Genomic DNA, 16,277 nt, shown 5'->3' with positions numbered 1-16,277 from the left:
TCGTCGGTCGGTTCGAAGCTCACTTCTGGTCCTTGTCCGGGGTGTCACGGCGTTTGCGCGCCCCGATGACGCCCTCGGTCCAGGCGCGGTCCTCGGTATAGAGGTCCTCGTCGGGGGCGAGGTTCGGGTCGCGCCGCTTCTCCTTGCCTGGTTGGGCGCCACCGTGGCCCATACCGCCCATGCCGCCGCCCATACCGCCAATACCGCCGCCCATGGCCGCCGCCGGGATGGCGCCCGACCCGCCGCCGCGCGCCCCACCGGGTGCCGGGCCGACGGTCTCGGCGCCGACGCTGGGCTGCAGCGGCATGCCGGGCGTGCCCGCGCCGCCACCGGCGCCGCCACCTGAGCCGCCACCGGAACCGGCACCGGCAGGGCTGACACCCGGGTCGTCCAGTGCCGGGTCGGGCAACCCACCATCGGGCAGGCCACCTCCCGGTAGCCCGGCACCGGACGGCAACCCACCGCCGGCAGGGGAACCACCACCGCCCTTGCCGGCCGGGCTGCCGCCGGAACCCGATGGGCTACCGCCTGATCCGGATGAGTCCGACGGTGCCTGAGCGGCCGACAGCGGATCGGCACCCTGCGGGCTGACCGGCGCGGACGGCGGCTGCGGCGCAGCGCCAGGCTGACCGGCACCGCCGCCTGGGGTACCGCCGCCACCTCCACCGCCGGAGCCCGATGTGGTGCCCCCGCCGGTCCCACCGGATGAGGCGAACCCGGGCTTTTCCACTTTCACCTGATCGAAGGTGGCCTGCCCGGCGTAGTTCTGCCGCACCTCGTCGGAGGCCTGCTGCAGCTTCGCCATCTCGGCCTGCACATGCTGGGCTTGTACCTGGGACCTGGCGTCGCCCTCGGCCAGTAACCGGGCCAAGGCCTGCTTGGCGGCGAGGTATTGCAGATAGAGCGGCGTGTGTTCGGTCACCGCGGTGACGTGCGCGTCGGCGATCTTGGTGGCAGCGTCGGCCAATCGCCGCCACGCCGCACCCAGGTCGGTGCACCAGTCGCCGTACTCGTCGAGCCGCCGGTGGGCGGCATCGGCGGCCTCACCCTCCCAGTCGGAGGTGTTCTTCGGTGGGCGGGCACCCTCGGCACTGTCGGCGGCCAGGCCCCACTGCACAGCGGCGGCCCGCAATGAAGCGTCGCTACCGCTGAGCAGCTGGGCGTGTGTCTGCTCGATATTGCTGTACCCGCTGGCATCCGGGGCCTTCGGCGCCGGAGGCGCCTCGGGTACCGGGGGCAGCGGGGTGGACGGCGGGGACAACGTGATGCCCTCGACCGCCGCGTGCCGCTGCGGGTCGTCGAGGGTGGTCTTGTACTTCTCGTCGACCTCGTCGTAGGCCTTGGCGGCCGAGTCCAGCATCTCGCCGAGCCGATGGCCCTGGGCCTCCGCGAGTTTCTGATACTGCTGCAGTTCAGCGGCGTTGTCGTTCAAGTTCGCCGTCGCCGTGACCGCCAAGGGCAACTGGTCCGGTGGCGCGGCCTTCGCGTCCGGCTGATACCAGAACACCGCACGCATCGCCCCCGCCAGGGCTCTCAGGTCGGCGGTGACAACCTTGACCTCGTTGGTGGTCATACCCCCTCCAGCGCCATCTGGTAACGGCTCTCCTCACGCGGGTTGATCAACCGGATCGGCAACTGAGCGTGCCGTGGCGTGCCGATGAAGTTGCTACGCAACACGACTCGTCCGACCCCCGGGTGTGGTCCGAGGTAGGTGGTGGCGTTGGGCCAGGTCACCTTGGCCTCGTTGCCGATCCGTCCGTTCACGAAACCGGCGAACTCGCGGAACTGCGGACCGAGTGTCACCACACCACCGGCGGCGGCCGACCTGATGACGAACTGGGTGAACAACCGCGCGTCACCCAGGTTGATGCTGACATCGACGTCGTCGAACGGCATGTACACCGGGTAGCGGTCGGCCGTCTCACCCACCAACACCCCGGCCGATCCGATGGGCAGTTCGTAATGCCGGTCGGTGACCGGGCTTTGACCGAGCAGTGCGGCCCGCTGCCCGCCGAACAGGCACGAAAAGCCGCGCGGGGTGGTCGGATTGGCCAGCGTGGTGAGCAGCACCGTGGTGGTGGGTGCGGCGCCGGGCCGGATGCGCACCCGGGTGATGGTGTGGTCGGCGCGGGCCGACCACCAGACGTTGGGCCCGCCCGGCGCCACGTACGCCGCGGTGAACGTGCTGCGGCCTTTGATCGACGACCACGACTCACGTTCGAAACTGATCTCGGTGGCCCGGTCGAAATCGTCGAAGCTGCGTCCGCACCGTGCGTCGATACCGTTGCTGGCCAACTGATCCGCGATGCGGGTGGTCGAGGCCACCAGATAACGGGCCAGCCCGGCGACACCGGACTCGCGGCGCTGGGCCGGCCTGCGGGTGCGCTCGGGGTCGGCGCGCAGCACGATCCAGGTGCGCCGGTTCGCCGGTGCCGGGTACGGCCCGACCACCTGCTCGTACAGCGCCACGAGGCTGGCCGGTGCGGTCTTGCCCACCCGGTACCCGGCGGAGACCACGTCGGCCTCCAGTTCGGGACAGTGTGCGGCGAGCAGACGCTCGACCAGCCGGGTGTCCACCACGTCGTCGGTGAAGGCCTCACCGGACACCAGCACCGTCGGGGTGAACGGGCGTGGGATCAGTTCGATGGTGGCGATCAACTGGTCGCCCTCCCAACGCACCGCGACATGGTCGCCGGGCAGCACCGTGGCGCCGACGGCGGGCACCGACGGCGCGGGTGGCGCGACGGTGTGCCTGCGCCGCCAGGAGAACAGTGCCGCGATCCAGCCGGTGAAGCGGCGGCCGCGCACGGTCAGGGTGGTCGCCACGGCGATCAGCACGGCCAGGGTGATGCCCAGCCACAACAGGTTCAGCTGGATGAAGACCAACACGACGGCTGGGATCAGCACCGCCGCCCACAGCAGATGACCGGTGGTGAAGCGAAAACCGAACTGGCCGAAGAACTCTCTCATCGGCGCCTCAAGGCACGGCGGGCCATCGCGCCGATCCCGAGGATCAGCGCGACCGCGGCACCTGTGATCACCACGATGGTGATGGGGCGGCGGTCCGGCGGTGCGACGTATACCGGCGGCGGAAGCTGTTTGACCCGGTACGGCACCGCTTTCGGGCCGGCGGGCACATCCCAGGTCAGTGCGGCCACCGGGTCGATGACACCGGCGCCGACGTAGTTGTCCACCCCACCACCGGGATGCCGGGCGGTGGCGGTGATCCGGTTCATGATCTGCGCCGGGGTGAGGTCGGGGAAGCGTTGCCGCAGCAACGCCGCCAGGCCGGACACATAGGCGGCGGCGAAGGAGGTGCCCGCGATGGGGATGGGCCCGTCGGTGCCCGCCAGTGCGTTGACCGGGTTCCCGTCGTATCCGAGTGCGGTGATGTTCTCCGCGGGGGCCGCCGCGTCGAGCCACGGACCCGACACCGAGAAGCTGCTCGGCTGACCGGTCTGGCCGATACCGCCGACCGTCAGCACCATCGGTGAGTACCAGGCCGGGGACACGATGGTCTGGACCTGCTTCCAGCCGCGCGGGTCGTTGGGTTGGTCGGCTTCCGGTGGCGGATTCTGCGAGCAGTCCTGGCCGGTGTTGCCTGCGGCGACCACGACCACCGCGCCCTTGATGTTGACGGCGTAGTTGATGGCCGCACCGAGGCCGGTCTCGTTGATCGGGCGGGTCACCTTGTAGCAGGCCGCCTCGCTGATGTTGATCACCTGCGCGCCCAGGTTGGCGGCATGCACGATGGAGCGGGCCAGGCTGCGCAGCGAACCGGCGGTCTGGGTGCTGTTCGGATCGTTCGGGTCGCTGCGGGAGCCGACGGGCTGGAAGTTGTCCGAGGTCTGGCGCAGGGACAGGATGCGGGCGTCGGGCGCCACGCCGACGAAGCCGTCGGTGGGGGCGGGCCGGCCGGCGATGATCGAGGCGGTCAGCGTGCCATGCGAGTCGCAGTCCGACATCCCGTTGCCGGCCTTGTCGACGAAATCACCGCCCGGCTCGGCCGGGACTCGGGGGGACCCGTTCACACCGGTGTCGATGACCGCGACGGTGATCCCGGCGCCGGTCGCGAACTTCTGGGCGTCGGCCAGCCGCAGATAGTCGTTGGCCCACGGTTTGTCGGTGAAGTTCGAGTTCGGGAACGTGATCGGCGCCGAACACACCCGCCGCTGTTCGGTGGGCTGATCGGGCCCCGTCTCGTCCGGCGGAACGGCCCCGGGGTCGATCGTCGGCGGTTCGACGGCGCCCACCGGCGGTGCCAATCCCACCAACAGCGTCAACGCGGCCAGCAGCGCAGCGATGCGTCGCACGGTCGTCACTCCCCCTTGCGGTCCCCGGTTGCGGTTGTGTGGCACAACCGCAGCAAAGCGAAGGCCGCATCGGTGCGGCGTGTTCGCGCAACGTCAGCCTATGAGAAGAATCCCGCGGGCGGCGTCAGAGCAATATTACGGGGGCGAAGAAGGGGACCGTATCGCTTTCTGGTGGGGCTCAGGCGTCCAGATCCTGGGTGACCAGATCGGCGACGGTGGCCAGCGCCGCCGCGTCGTCGGAGGACACCGTCACCTGGGCGCCGTTGCCGGCACCGAGGGTCATGATCATCAGCGCCGACCCGGCGTCCACCGGCTCGCCGCCGTCCACGGCCAAGGTCACGGGCACGCCGGCGTTGACGACGGCCTCGGCGATGATGGCGGCGGGCCGGGCGTGCAGGCCGATGGCGGATCCGACGGTGACGGTCTTGCTGGGCATGGTTGTTCTCCTCAGTTGTAGGGGTGGGGGTTTATAGGGGTGGATCAGGCGTTGACGGGGGTCTTGGTGAACTGCTTGGCGAGCACGACGGCCAGGGCGGCGACCGCGGTTCCGGCCGCCAGCGCCACCAGGAACCACACCAGGTGGCCGATCGCGAAGAATACGAAGATGCCGCCGTGCGGGGCCTTGAGTGTGACGTCGAAGGCCATGATCAACGCGCCGGTGACGGCACCGCCGGCCATCATCGACGGGATCACCCGCAGCGGATCGGCCGCGGCGAACGGGATGGCACCCTCGGAGATGAACGAGGCGCCCAGGAGCCACGCCGCCCGGCCGTTCTCCCGTTCCGGCTCGCTGAACATCCCGGGCCGCACCGTGGTGGCCATGGCCATGGCCAGCGGCGGCACCATACCGGCGGCCATCACCGCGGCCATGATTCGCAGCGATGCCGGGTCGGCGACATTGAGCCCCGCGGTGGCGAACGCGTAGGCCGCCTTGTTGACGGGGCCACCCAGGTCGAAGCACATCATCAGGCCGAGGATGACGCCGAGCAGGATCACCGATGCGCCGGTCAGTCCGTTCAGCCAGTTGGTCAGGCCCGAGGTGATCGCGGCGAGCGGACGGCCGAGCAGCATGAACATCAACAGTCCGACGATCAGCGACGCGAACAGCGGGATGATCACCACCGGCATCAGGCCCCGCAACCATTGCGGGACATTGACTTTCGAGATCCACAGTGCGGTGAAGCCGGCGATCAGGCCGCCGACGATACCGCCGATGAACCCACCGCCGACGAATACGGCGACCGCACCCGCGGTGAAACCCGGTGCGATACCCGGCCGGTCGGCGATCGCGAAGCTGATGTACCCCGCCAACGCGGGGACCAGGAACATGAACGCCAAGCCGCCGACGGTGAACAGCACCGCACCGAGGTACTGCATGAAACCGCCTGCGGGCAGGTCGGTCAGCGAGTTGCCGGTGGCAATGTGGGCGCCGAGCGAATTCATGCCGAAGCCGACGGGTTTCGCGCCGTCGGGACTGTTCGCGATGTCGTATCCGGCGAACAGGAAGCCCAGCGCGATGAGCAGGCCACCGGCCGCCACGAACGGGATCATGTAACTCACACCGGTGAGCAGGATCTGGCGCATCCGGGTTCCCCAGCCCAGGCCGCCCGCGGCGGAGGGGGTGGCGGTCTCGCCGGCGGTTCCGCTGACGCGCGGGGCGTCGGGGTCGGCGGCGGCCGAGACCGCCTCGGCGATCATCTTGTCCGGCTCGTTGATGGCGCGTTTGACGCCGGAGGCGATGACCGGCTTGCCGGCGAAGCGCTGCTTGTCCTTGACGCCGACATCGGTGGCGAAGATGACGGCATCCGCGCCGGCGATGGTGTCGGCCGATAGTGCGGTGCCCCCCGAGGAACCCTGGGTCTCGACGTGCAGGGTGACATCGGCCCGTTCGGCGGCCAGCTTGAGCGCATCGGCGGCCATGTAGGTGTGGGCGATTCCGGTGGGACACGCGGTGACCGCCACGATGGACGCCGTCTTGGCCGGGGCGCCCGACTCGGCGGGAGCGGGTGCGGCCGGGGCCGGGTTGACCACCCCGTCCACGAGGGCCACGAGTTCTCCCGCGGTCTTGGCCGCACGCAGTGCTGCCACGAAGTCCTTGCGGACCAGGGCGCGCGCCAGGCTGGAGAGCAGCTTGAGGTGCTCGGTGCCGCCGGATTCCGGTGCTGCGATGAGGAACACCAGATCGGCAGGCCCGTCGGGGGCGCCGAAGTCGACCGCAGGCGCCAGCCGGGCGAACCCGATGGTCGGGGTGTCGACGAATGCGGACCGGCAGTGCGGGATGGCGATGCCGCCCGGTAACCCGGTGGCCGACTGTGCTTCCCGGGCCATAGCGGCGGCGATCAGGCCGTCCGCGTCGCTGGTCCGGCCTGCGCCGGCGAGCAGTGCGGCGATGCGGCTGATCACGGACTGGTTGCTGGTGCCCGCGTCGGCGTCGAGCAGTACCAGATCGGTGGTGATCACCGGTTGTGCGGTATCGGTGGTGGACATGGTGTGACCTTCTTGTGGTGGGGTTCAGGATCCGGTGGTGGACGGTGAGATCGACTTCACGACAACGGCATCGAGGTTGACCTGAGCAGGAGCGGGCAATGCCGATCCGGGCAGGCCGGCCGCGGCGCTGCCGTAGGCCACGGCCATCTGTAGACGTTCGGCGGGTGCGGCGCCGGCCAGGGCGGCACGGACATAACCGGCCAGCGACGCGTCTCCGGCACCGACCGTGCTGCGCGGCACGGTCGGCGGTGGCGTGGCCAGCCAGCTGCCCTCGCCGTCGACCAGCACGGCGCCGGCAGCCCCCAGGGTGACCAGGATGGTGGCCGCACCGCGGTCGACCAGCTGGCGGGCGGCGGCGACCACCGGTCCGGTGTCACCGTTGGCCACCGCCTCTTCCAGCTCGGCGCCGGAGCAGTCGGTGAGGCCGGCCAGCTCGTCGGCATTCGGCTTGATGACATCCGGCGCAGCGGTGCCGAATTCGGCAGCCAGCGCCGACAGCGGAGCGTCGGAGGTGTCCACCGCGACACGGCAGTCGTATCCGGCGAGCTCGGCCACCACGTCGGCGTACCAGCGGTCGGGGATGCCCGGCGGCAGGGAACCGGACAGCACCACCCAGCTGGCGGTCTGGGCTGCGTGCAGCACGGTGTGGGTGAGTTCCTGCAGGGCCCAGTCCTCGACGGGAGCCCCCGGCTCGTTGAGTTTGGTTGTGGTGCCGTCGTTCTCGGTGATCGTCAGGTTGGTGCGCACCTGGCCGGGGATCGGCACGTTGCGGTACGGCACACCGATGGCACTCAGCGCGACGAGGATCGGATCGGTGTCGGCGGCGGGCAGCACGGCGATCGTGTCCAGCCCGGCCAGTCCCAGGGCGCGTGCCACGTTGACGCCCTTGCCGCCGGGTTCACTGGTGACCGACCGGACTCGGTGCACCGCGCCCCGCACGAGCGGTGTGGCGAGGGCGACGGTGCGGTCGATGCCGGGATTCGGTGTGACGGTGACGATCATGGCTGCTCTCCCGCGAGGACGATTTCGATGCCGAGCCCGCTCAGCTCGGTGTGGTCGGCATCGGTGATCTCGGTATCGGTGATCAACGCGTCGACACTGGAGATCGGTGCGAAACTGATCAGCTCCTCGCGCCCGATCTTCGATGAATCCGAGGCGACGACAACGTAATTGGCGCACTTGACCATGGCCCGCTTGACCGCTGCCTCGTCCGGGTCGGGGGTGGACAGACCATGGCGAGGGGTGATCCCGTTGGTACCGATGAACGCGATGTCGACCCGCAGGCTGTCGAGCACCGCCAGCGTGGCCTCGCCGACGGCGGCCTGGGTGACGCCGCGCACGCGTCCGCCGAGCAGGTGCAGCGCCACCGAGGGGACGGCGGACAGCCGGGCGGCGATCGGCACCGAGTTCGTCACCACCACCAGGTCGCGGTCGGTTGGGATGACGGCGGCGATCCGGCTGGTGGTGGTGCCGGCGTCCAGCAGCACCGTCGACCCGGACAGCGGGAAGAAGTCCGTGGCCGCCGCGGCGATGGCATCCTTGCGGTCGGCGCGCGTGGTATCGCGCTCGCTGACGTCCTGTTCGACCAGGTGCAGCGCGCGGGCCGGAACGGCGCCGCCGTGCACGCGGCGGACCAGCCCGGCCTTGTCCAGTGCTGCCAGGTCACGCCGGACGGTCTCGGTGGTGACCTCGTAGGCTTGCGCCAGTTCGGCGACGGACGCGCGGCCCTGCCGGATCACCAGCGAGGCGATCGCTTGCTGACGTTCTTCGGCGTACATGGCTCCGGTCTCGGGGTCTGGGATCGAGTGGGTTCTCCGGTGGGGGACCGGGTTGCAAATGTTGGTATGTGTTGTTTTACGCTTGTTTGTGTTGACTTGTCAACGATTTCTTGTAACGTGGCTCACATGAGTGCTTCATCTGTGACGGATGCCGGTACGCGGGTGCTGACCGGGGTCCCTGTAGTGCCCGGGGTCGCCTATGCCCCGGTCATCCGCCCCGGGCGCAAGCCCGAGATCGATCTGGGTGCCGCCGCGCTCGGCGACGAGGAGCGTCCGGCCGAGGCCGCCAGGTTCACCGCCGCGGCCGCCGCGGTGGCGGGCCGGCTGCGGGAACGGGCCGGTCGGGCCACCGGTGCCGCCGCCGAGGTGCTTGCCACCACCGCCGGCCTGGCCCAGGACCGGGCCTGGCTGGGCGCGGCCGAGAAACGTATCGCCGAGGGCACCCCCGCGGTGCGGGCCGTGGCCGCTGCCGTCGACCAGTTCGTCGCGATGTTCACCCAGATCGGCGGCATGATGGCCGAACGGGTCACCGATCTGCGCGATATCGGGGACCGGGTGATCGCCGAACTGGTCGGCCTGCCCGAACCCGGAGTGCCCCAGCCCGAGGTGCCCTCGATCCTGTGCGCCGAGGACCTTGCCCCGGCCGACACCGCGGGGCTGGATCCGGCCCTCGTGGTGGCACTGGCCACCACCCTCGGCGGACCGACCAGCCACACCGCGATCATCGCCCGCCAGCTCGGCATCCCGTGCATCGTGGCCGTCACCGGGCTCGACGACATCCCCGCGGGCACCATGGTGCTCGTCGACGGCACCCGTGGCACGGTCACCGTGGCCCCGGACGAAGCCGCCGCGCAGGACGAGGTGGCGGCGGCCGAACGCGCCGCCGCGGACGCCGCTGGCTGGGCCGGCCCCGGTGCCACCTCCGACGGCCATGCCGTCGCCGTGCTCGCCAACGTCCAGGACGGTGCCGCCGCTCGGGCCGCTCGGCAGACACCGGCCGAAGGGGTCGGCCTCTTCCGGACCGAACTGTGCTTCCTCAACACCGATACCGAGCCCACCGTCGACGAGCAGGCCGTCATCTACGCCGACGTGCTCGACGCGTTCGCCGGCCACAAGGTGGTCGTGCGCACCCTCGACGCTGGATCGGACAAGCCGCTCAAGTTCGCCGGCCATCCGGACGAGGCCAATCCCGCCCTCGGGGTCCGCGGTATCCGCATCGCGACCGGCAACCCCGGGCTGCTGGACCATCAGCTCGCGGCCATCGCCGCCGCGGCGCAGCGGACCGGCAACCAGCCCTGGGTGATGGCGCCGATGATCGCCACCGCCGACGAGGCGAAGGACTTCGCCGCCAAGGCGCGGTCGCACGGACTGACCCCGGGCGTGATGATCGAGGTGCCCGCCGCGGCGTTACTGGCCGACCGGATTCTGGGCCACGTGGACTTCCTGTCCATCGGCACCAACGACCTGGCGCAGTACACCATGGCCGCCGACCGGATGTCGGCCGACCTGGCCGCGCTCACCGACCCCTGGCAGCCGGCCGTGCTGTCTCTCGTCGCGATGACGGCGAAAGCCGGTGCGGCCGTGGGTAAGCCGGTTGGCGTGTGCGGTGAGGCGGCCGCAGATCCGCTGCTGGCCTGCGTACTGACCGGCTTCGGGGTGACGTCACTGTCGGCGGCCGCTGCCGCCGTTCAGGGGGTCGGCGCCAAACTGGCGCAGGTCACCTTGGCGCAGTGCCGGGCCGCCGCGGAGGCGGTGCTGGGCACCGGCAGTGCGGCGCAGGCCCGGGCCGCGGCGCGTGAGGTCCTCGGCTAGAGAGTCCACCCGGTTTCTTCGGGCCACCACTCGACGTCCCGGCCGTGACTGCGCAGCACGACGGTGTCATAGCCGAGTTCGTTCGCCTGGGCCTTGGTGTCGGCGAACACGCGGCGGGCCTCCTCTTCGGAGGCTTCTGCGACGACGGTTTCCTGCGCGCCGTTGGCGGGGTCACCACGGTCGTGCAGGGTGGCCGCGACGACGGTCCACGGTTCGGCTGGGTTGATGTCGGTCATTGCCGTCGGATACCCACTCCCGGCCGCCGGAATGAATCGGACCGTGGTCCGGTTAAATGAAGCATGCCTGCTATCACAGCCGATACCCTCACCCTGCCCCGGATTTCCGGGCCGGGCTCCACCGACACAGCGCGCCCGGTGCGCACCATCACCACCGGCCCCCGCGGTTACGAAGGCGAGGGCTTCCCCGTCGTGCGCGCGTTCGCCGGGGTCAGCGCCGCCGATCTCGACCCGTTCATCCACATGGATCAGATGGGCGAGATCGAATACCAGCCCGGTGAGCCGCGCGGCACCGACTGGCACCCGCACCGCGGCTTCGAGACGGTGACCTACATGATCGACGGTCGTTTTGCGCATCAGGATTCGCACGGCGGCGGCGGGTTGATCACCGACGGTGCCACCCAGTGGATGACCGCCGGCTCGGGCATCCTGCACATCGAGACGCCGCCGGCCGAGTTGGTGGAAAGCGGTGGTGTCTTCCACGGCATCCAGTTGTGGGTCAACCTGCCGCGCGCGGACAAATTCGCGAACCCTAAATACCAGGCGATCGAGGGCAATCAGGTCAAGCTGCTGTCCTCGACCGACGGTGGTGCGCTGGTGCGCGTCATCGCCGGTGAGATCGACGGTGAAGCCGGGCCGGGTGGAACCCACACACCGATCACCTTGGCGCACGCGACCGTCGCGCCCGGTGCCCGGATCGACCTGCCCTGGGACCGCCGGTTCAATGCCTTGGTGTACGTGCTGTCCGGGCGTGGCGCGGTGGGTCCGGTCGGACATCCGATCCAGCAGGGCCAGCTTGCCGTGCTGGGGCCCGGCGATCGCATCACGCTGGCCGCCGACGGGTCGCAGGACTCCAACCGGCCCGCCATGGAGGTCTTGTTCTTGGGCGGCAAGCCGATTCGTGAACCGGTCTTCCACTACGGTCCGTTCGTGATGAACTCCAAGTCCGAGGTCATCGAGGCGCTGGAGGACTTCAACGCCGGCCGGTTCGGGGTGGTGCCCCCGAACGCGCTCATGCCGTACCGGCGGGGGTGAGGGCCGGCGCCGGCGCCGGGTACAGCAGCTCCAGCTCGCCGAGGTTGGCGGCGACGGTGACAAGCGGCAGCGCTGCCGCGACCGACAACTCACCGCCGGCCCCGGCGCGCAGCGCCCGGACGAAGTCGTCGCTGATCGGTGCGCCGAAGGCCGCCGGTTCCACGCCGCGAAACCGTTCGCAGGCTGCGGCACAGTGGGATTCGAGAACCGTGCGCACCTGCGGATAGGTCTCCAGGGGCGGCGGCACGACATCGGCGATCAGTTCGGCGGCACCGCGCAGCCGGGTGACCCGGTTGGCCGAGGTGATGACCGGCGCACGCAGGTCGGTCAAGCCGCCGCTCTCCGAAAGATAGTGGCGCAGCGTGTCATCCACCGTGCGACCGGCCGTCATGGCGTCGAATCCGAGCGCGCTGATCCGGTTGTCGGCATCTTCTGAGGCGCCGCGCGTCACCCGCATCACCGTCGCCTTCATGTACGCCATACCGGCTTCCCGGGCCGCATCCAGGGAACGGTTCACCGCCGAGGCGGCACCTCGCGGCCACAACAGCACCGACACCACCACACCCACCAGGGCTCCGATGACCACATCCTCGACCCGGATCAGTCCCACCCGCCAGCCGATCGGATGGATCAGGTTGAAGATGATCACCACCATCATGGTGAACGCGGCCTGCCCCGCGATGAACGACGCCACCTCGGGCACGAACGCCGATCCGAAGGCCACCACCGGCAAGGTCAGCCACATGACGATGGGGTCCACGCCCATCAACGCGATGAACACCGCGCCGAGGCCGAACCCGATCACCGTTCCGGTGATCGCCCGCACCACGCGGGCGCCGGTGGTCAGTGCGCTGCTGCGCAGCACCGACATCGCCCCGAGTACCACCCACAGCCCGTTCTGCACCGGGAACAGATAGGTCACGCCGACGGCCAGGGCCAGGCCGAGACCGGTGCGAAGGCTGTTGCGCACCACTACGGCCCTGGTCGCCACGAATCCGGATGGGATGCTGGCGACGGCCTCCGATTCCGAGAGCACCCGGGCCGCCGCACCGGAAGGCGGCAGGCGCCGGCCCAGCACCCTGGCCCACACCGGTCGGGCGTCCGCGTCGGCGGCCAGCCCGATCACCCGGCCGGTCGCTGCGACGCAGGCGGATATGGTTCTGCGGGTCAACAACTTCCGACCGATCACCAGTGCGGCGTCGTCATCGGGTGCACCCAGGATCTCCAGGATGTCCTCGCGGTAGCGGCTCTGCGCGATCAGCCGTTGCACCGCCAGCGCGTGGGCGAGCGCGCGGCGGTGTGCCGTGCGCCGTGGCTCGGCGGTGCGCAGAACCGCGGCGGATTCCCGCAACACCGCGACGATCGGATCGCGCATTTCGGCGAGCAGGACGCCGGAGGATCCCGTGACGAGGTCGGACAGCCACTGCAGATCGTCGATCACCCGCACCAGGGCGCGGCTGCCCGCGGTCAGGCCGACGGGCCGGAAGTCGGCGCCCAGAAACGTCGTGCGCAGGGCGTCCATCGCCGCGGTGACGTCGTCGGCCGAGGCATCCCGCTGCAGGCGGTCGGCCAAGGTCGCGCATACCTGCGCCGCGTGCTGCCGAAGTTCGTTGTGGTGGCGGGGCGGCAGCAGGAACAGTGCGGCAGGCACACACAACGCCAGCGCGATGGCCCAGCCGAGCAGCCGGTCGGGGATGGATCCGGGCGGGAGGCACAGCGCGGGCACGAAGGTGAGGAGCGTGGCGCGTTGGCCTGCCGCGACGATCTCGCTGAGCACCCCGGTGAACGTCACCGCTGCGGCGATCACGAACATCACGGTCACCGCGAGCCAGGGCACCGGCGCCACCAGGGTGCCCAGGGTGATCAGCACGGCACCGTTGAACCCGAGACCCGCGTAGGCCAGCGCCCGGGCGGGTCGGTTACCGGGAAAGTCGGCCAGGATCAGCAGGGCGACCGCGCCGAGGATGGCGAACATCGAGGTCTGCACCCCTCCGACGCCAAAGGCCGCCGCGGCGACCAGCGGGAGTACCAAGCCGGCGCGAGTGGCCCGTCGCAGCGCGTCGTACTCGGGGTCGCGGGCGTGCACCCTGGTGACCAGTCCAAGCCAGAGCGCGGCCGGGGACAGCATGCCCGTGGATGTTAGACGGTCAGGGCTGCTCGGGGACGTCGTCGAACATGCCGGAGTCCAGGCCGTCGAGCAGTTGGTTGGACAACCAGCGCAGGCTGCCGAAATCCCGCGGTAGCGACGCTTGTTCGTAGCCGGTCAGCAGATACACCGCGGCGATGGCGAATACCTGGGCCTGCCGCTCGTGCTGCAGGACCTCGAACGCCGATTCCTTCATGATGTCGAACCGGTGCTGGTCGACTGCCTTCTGCACCGCGCCGACGGTCGGGTCCAGCGAGCTCCACACCCGGATCGCTGCCTCGGCGCCGTGCGGGAGGGCCAGCCCCTCTTCCACCAGCTTGCCGATCCGGCGCCGGGGATCGCGCTCCCCGCGCGCCGCGTCGATGATCTGGGTGGTCTTGACCCGCATCCAGTGCTCCACGAGCGCTTGGGTGTACGCCGACCAGCTGGTGAAGTAGTGGTAGAAGGAACCGGTGGTGACGCCCAGTCGCTGACATACCTCGGCCAGCTTCAGGCCGGCGTAGCCTAGATCGGACAGGATCTCGATGCCCGTCTCGAAATAGGACTCCCGCGACACCACCCCTGCCATGGTTGGACACCTTAGTTTGATCGATCCACTCCGTTGGCCCGGTCGAGCCGGTCCGGCGTCGGTAGCTACGGATCTGAACGTTTGCTGAATCTGGGGCCTAGGTAACCGTGGTGCGATGACAGCAGTAGTGAGACGGGTAACCTGTGGCACAATTTGACTGTGCCGCACATAGCCAGCAGAGGACCGGGTCGCCCGCCCGCAGCCAAGGCCGCGGATACTCGTGAGCGTATCGTGCAAGCCGCACGCGAGGTTTTCAGCGAACTCGGTTACGACGCGGCCACTTTCCAGGCCATCGCCGTCCGATCGGATCTGACCAGACCCGCCATCAATCACTACTTCGAGAACAAGCGGGTGCTGTACCGCGAGGTCATCGAGCAGACCAACGCGATGGTGGTGGGCGCCGGATTCGAGAAGGCTAAGGCTCAGCGCACACTTCTGACCAGGTTGTCGACATTTTTCTCGGTCGTCATGCAAACCGACAACAGGGATCGGTCGGTGACGGCGTTCCTGGTGACTTCGGTTCTGGAATCGCAGCGGCATCCCGAGCTCATCCAGGAGCCGCACGACTCGCTGACCAGCTCCCGCTCCTTCGTCTCGTGGGCGGTGCAGGAGGCGATCGACAGTGGCGAGCTAACCACCGATACGGATGTCGAGACACTGGTCGAGCTGCTGGTCGCGGTGATGTGGGGGATGGGTTTCTACGCCGGGTACGTCGGCTCGTACGAAGATCTGGAACGTGTTATCGAAAAGTTCGAGCTGCTGTTGGCTAACAAATTGTGGACGCTGAGCGGGTAGCTGTCAGCAGCGCCAGCGCATAGCTAACCTAACTTGTTCGGTAGCATGGCGAACGACTTCCTCAGCGCTCGATTGAACGGATCGCCACATGAGCTCTCTGCGCACGCATGACGACACCTGGGATATCGCGACCAGTGTCGGAACCACCGCCGTCATGGTCGCTGCCGCACGTGCCGCCGAGACCGAAGCGGAGAACCCGCTCATCCGTGATCCGTACGCCAGGATGCTGGTGGACGGCACCGGCGCCGGTGTCTGGAACTTCATGCTCGACCGGGAGTTCGTCGCCAAAGCCGCCGATATCGATGCCGAAGCGGCCGCCATCTTCGCGCATATGGGCAGCTACCAGGCCGTGCGTACCAAATTCTTCGACGAGTTCTTCCTGGCCGCTGTCGGAGACGGCAACTCAGCCCCTTCCGCCGACGCCGGGATACGCCAGGTCGTCATCCTGGCCTCCGGGCTGGATTCACGCGCCTACCGGCTGGACTGGCCGGCGGGCACCACGGTGTTCGAGATCGACCAACCCAAAGTCCTCGAGTACAAGGCCGCTGTGCTCGCCGAGCACGGGGTGGCCCCGTCGGCGCAGCGCCACGAGGTGCCCGTCGATCTTCGGCATGACTGGCCGAAAGCCTTGGTGCAGGCTGGTTTCCAGGTGAATGAACCGACCGCCTGGCTCGCGGAGGGGCTGCTGATGTACCTGCCGGCCGATGCCCAGGACCGACTGTTCGCTCAGGTCACCGAACTCAGCGCGGCGGGCAGCAGGGTGGCCGCGGAGACCGCACCCATCCAGGCGCAGGAACGCCGCGCCGAGATGAAAGCCCGGTTCGATGTCATCCGGGAGAAGTTCGGGATGGACGACGGTCTCGATGTCGCGGAGCTGATGTACAACGACCCCGACCGGGCCGATGTCGCGGTGTGGCTGGCCGACCACGGCTGGGACAGCGCCGCCGTGAAATCGGCCGACGAAATGCGCAGGTTGGGACGGTGGGCGCTGCCCAGCGGACCCGATGCGCCCGGCGACGACGCGTTCTCGTACTTCGTCACCGCGGTGCGGCAATAGTCGATTTGGGCCTTCTGGACGCCCAACCAGTTGGTTAGTATGCGGGCAGC

General features: G+C 69.3%; 14 protein-coding genes. 4 read left to right on the top strand and 10 right to left on the bottom strand.

Annotated elements, in window-relative coordinates; all coding sequences use genetic code 11:
- Positions 1-19 precede the first annotated feature (19 nt).
- The 7 genes from SBI67_RS13200 to SBI67_RS13170 form a co-directional block, all read right to left on the bottom strand.
- Positions 20-1,573, bottom strand: a complete 1,554-nt coding sequence (locus tag SBI67_RS13200) for a PPE domain-containing protein (RefSeq protein WP_318980980.1) — start codon at positions 1,571-1,573, stop codon at positions 20-22.
- The gene (gene eccE, locus SBI67_RS13195) at positions 1,570-2,970 is read right to left on the bottom strand and encodes a type VII secretion protein EccE (protein WP_318980979.1); all 1,401 of its coding nucleotides are present in this window, start codon (positions 2,968-2,970) and stop codon (positions 1,570-1,572) included. Before eccE ends, SBI67_RS13200 begins: the two co-directional genes overlap by 4 nt.
- Entirely contained in the window at positions 2,967-4,313 is a 1,347-nt protein-coding gene (gene mycP / locus SBI67_RS13190; protein ID WP_266047408.1) for a type VII secretion-associated serine protease mycosin, read from the bottom strand. Before mycP ends, eccE begins: the two co-directional genes overlap by 4 nt.
- Positions 4,314-4,491: 178 nt before the next feature.
- Positions 4,492-4,749, bottom strand: a complete 258-nt coding sequence (locus SBI67_RS13185; protein ID WP_266047409.1) for an HPr family phosphocarrier protein — start codon at positions 4,747-4,749, stop codon at positions 4,492-4,494.
- A gap of 44 nt (positions 4,750-4,793) precedes the next feature.
- The gene (locus SBI67_RS13180; protein WP_318980978.1) at positions 4,794-6,800 is read right to left on the bottom strand and encodes a PTS fructose transporter subunit IIABC; all 2,007 of its coding nucleotides are present in this window, start codon (positions 6,798-6,800) and stop codon (positions 4,794-4,796) included.
- A 24-nt stretch (positions 6,801-6,824) separates the two neighbouring features.
- On the bottom strand, positions 6,825-7,802 hold the full coding sequence (locus SBI67_RS13175; RefSeq protein ID WP_318980977.1) for a 1-phosphofructokinase family hexose kinase: 978 nt from the start codon (positions 7,800-7,802) through the stop codon (positions 6,825-6,827).
- On the bottom strand, positions 7,799-8,578 hold the full coding sequence (locus tag SBI67_RS13170) for a DeoR/GlpR family DNA-binding transcription regulator (protein ID WP_318980976.1): 780 nt from the start codon (positions 8,576-8,578) through the stop codon (positions 7,799-7,801). Before SBI67_RS13170 ends, SBI67_RS13175 begins: the two co-directional genes overlap by 4 nt.
- A gap of 66 nt (positions 8,579-8,644) precedes the next feature.
- On the opposite strand from SBI67_RS13170, the gene SBI67_RS13165 reads away from it, so the two are divergent.
- A complete protein-coding gene (locus SBI67_RS13165) occupies positions 8,645-10,390 on the top strand; it encodes a putative PEP-binding protein (protein WP_318980975.1) in 1,746 nt (581 codons plus the stop codon).
- On the opposite strand, the gene SBI67_RS13160 is transcribed toward SBI67_RS13165, so the two are convergent.
- On the bottom strand, positions 10,387-10,626 hold the full coding sequence (locus SBI67_RS13160; protein WP_318980974.1) for a hypothetical protein: 240 nt from the start codon (positions 10,624-10,626) through the stop codon (positions 10,387-10,389). The genes SBI67_RS13165 and SBI67_RS13160 overlap by 4 nt on opposite strands.
- Before the next feature lie 63 nt (positions 10,627-10,689).
- On the opposite strand from SBI67_RS13160, the gene SBI67_RS13155 reads away from it, so the two are divergent.
- Positions 10,690-11,661 carry a pirin family protein gene (locus SBI67_RS13155; RefSeq protein ID WP_318980973.1) on the top strand — a complete coding sequence of 324 codons (972 nt, stop codon included), beginning with the start codon at positions 10,690-10,692 and terminating at the stop codon, positions 11,659-11,661.
- Here the strand turns inward: SBI67_RS13155 and SBI67_RS13150 are convergent.
- Entirely contained in the window at positions 11,639-13,789 is a 2,151-nt protein-coding gene (locus SBI67_RS13150) for an FUSC family protein (protein WP_318980972.1), read from the bottom strand. The two genes, SBI67_RS13155 and SBI67_RS13150, sit on opposite strands and share 23 nt — an antisense overlap.
- A gap of 19 nt (positions 13,790-13,808) precedes the next feature.
- Positions 13,809-14,375, bottom strand: coding sequence for a TetR/AcrR family transcriptional regulator (locus SBI67_RS13145; RefSeq protein ID WP_318980971.1), 567 nt, complete (start codon positions 14,373-14,375; stop codon positions 13,809-13,811).
- A 159-nt stretch (positions 14,376-14,534) separates the two neighbouring features.
- On the opposite strand from SBI67_RS13145, the gene SBI67_RS13140 reads away from it, so the two are divergent.
- Positions 14,535-15,170, top strand: a complete 636-nt coding sequence (locus SBI67_RS13140) for a TetR/AcrR family transcriptional regulator (protein WP_318980970.1) — start codon at positions 14,535-14,537, stop codon at positions 15,168-15,170.
- Positions 15,171-15,258: 88 nt separating this feature from the next.
- A complete protein-coding gene (locus tag SBI67_RS13135) occupies positions 15,259-16,227 on the top strand; it encodes a class I SAM-dependent methyltransferase (protein WP_318980969.1) in 969 nt (322 codons plus the stop codon).
- The last annotated feature ends 50 nt before the right edge of the window (positions 16,228-16,277 follow it).

It is taken from the genome of Mycolicibacterium chengduense (assembly GCF_033741155.1).
Lineage (GTDB): Bacteria > Actinomycetota > Actinomycetes > Mycobacteriales > Mycobacteriaceae > Mycobacterium.
The sequence above is the reverse complement of the archived record's forward strand: the minus strand, read 5'-3'. Positions and strand labels throughout refer to the sequence as shown.

Bases quoted from the DNA above. Each gene is read 5' to 3' on its own strand.
- SBI67_RS13200 (WP_318980980.1), bottom strand. From the start codon at position 1,573: ATGACCACCAACGAGGTCAAGGTTGTCACCGCCGACCTGAGAGCCCTG.
- eccE (WP_318980979.1), bottom strand. From the start codon at position 2,970: ATGAGAGAGTTCTTCGGCCAGTTCGGTTTTCGCTTCACCACCGGTCAT.
- SBI67_RS13185 (WP_266047409.1), bottom strand. From the start codon at position 4,749: ATGCCCAGCAAGACCGTCACCGTCGGATCCGCCATCGGCCTGCACGCC.
- SBI67_RS13180 (WP_318980978.1), bottom strand. From the start codon at position 6,800: ATGTCCACCACCGATACCGCACAACCGGTGATCACCACCGATCTGGTA.
- SBI67_RS13175 (WP_318980977.1), bottom strand. From the start codon at position 7,802: ATGATCGTCACCGTCACACCGAATCCCGGCATCGACCGCACCGTCGCC.
- SBI67_RS13170 (WP_318980976.1), bottom strand. From the start codon at position 8,578: ATGTACGCCGAAGAACGTCAGCAAGCGATCGCCTCGCTGGTGATCCGG.
- SBI67_RS13165 (WP_318980975.1), top strand. From the start codon at position 8,645: ATGTGTTGTTTTACGCTTGTTTGTGTTGACTTGTCAACGATTTCTTGT.
- SBI67_RS13160 (WP_318980974.1), bottom strand. From the start codon at position 10,626: ATGACCGACATCAACCCAGCCGAACCGTGGACCGTCGTCGCGGCCACC.
- SBI67_RS13155 (WP_318980973.1), top strand. From the start codon at position 10,690: ATGCCTGCTATCACAGCCGATACCCTCACCCTGCCCCGGATTTCCGGG.
- SBI67_RS13150 (WP_318980972.1), bottom strand. From the start codon at position 13,789: ATGCTGTCCCCGGCCGCGCTCTGGCTTGGACTGGTCACCAGGGTGCAC.
- SBI67_RS13145 (WP_318980971.1), bottom strand. From the start codon at position 14,375: ATGGCAGGGGTGGTGTCGCGGGAGTCCTATTTCGAGACGGGCATCGAG.
- SBI67_RS13135 (WP_318980969.1), top strand. From the start codon at position 15,259: ATGAGCTCTCTGCGCACGCATGACGACACCTGGGATATCGCGACCAGT.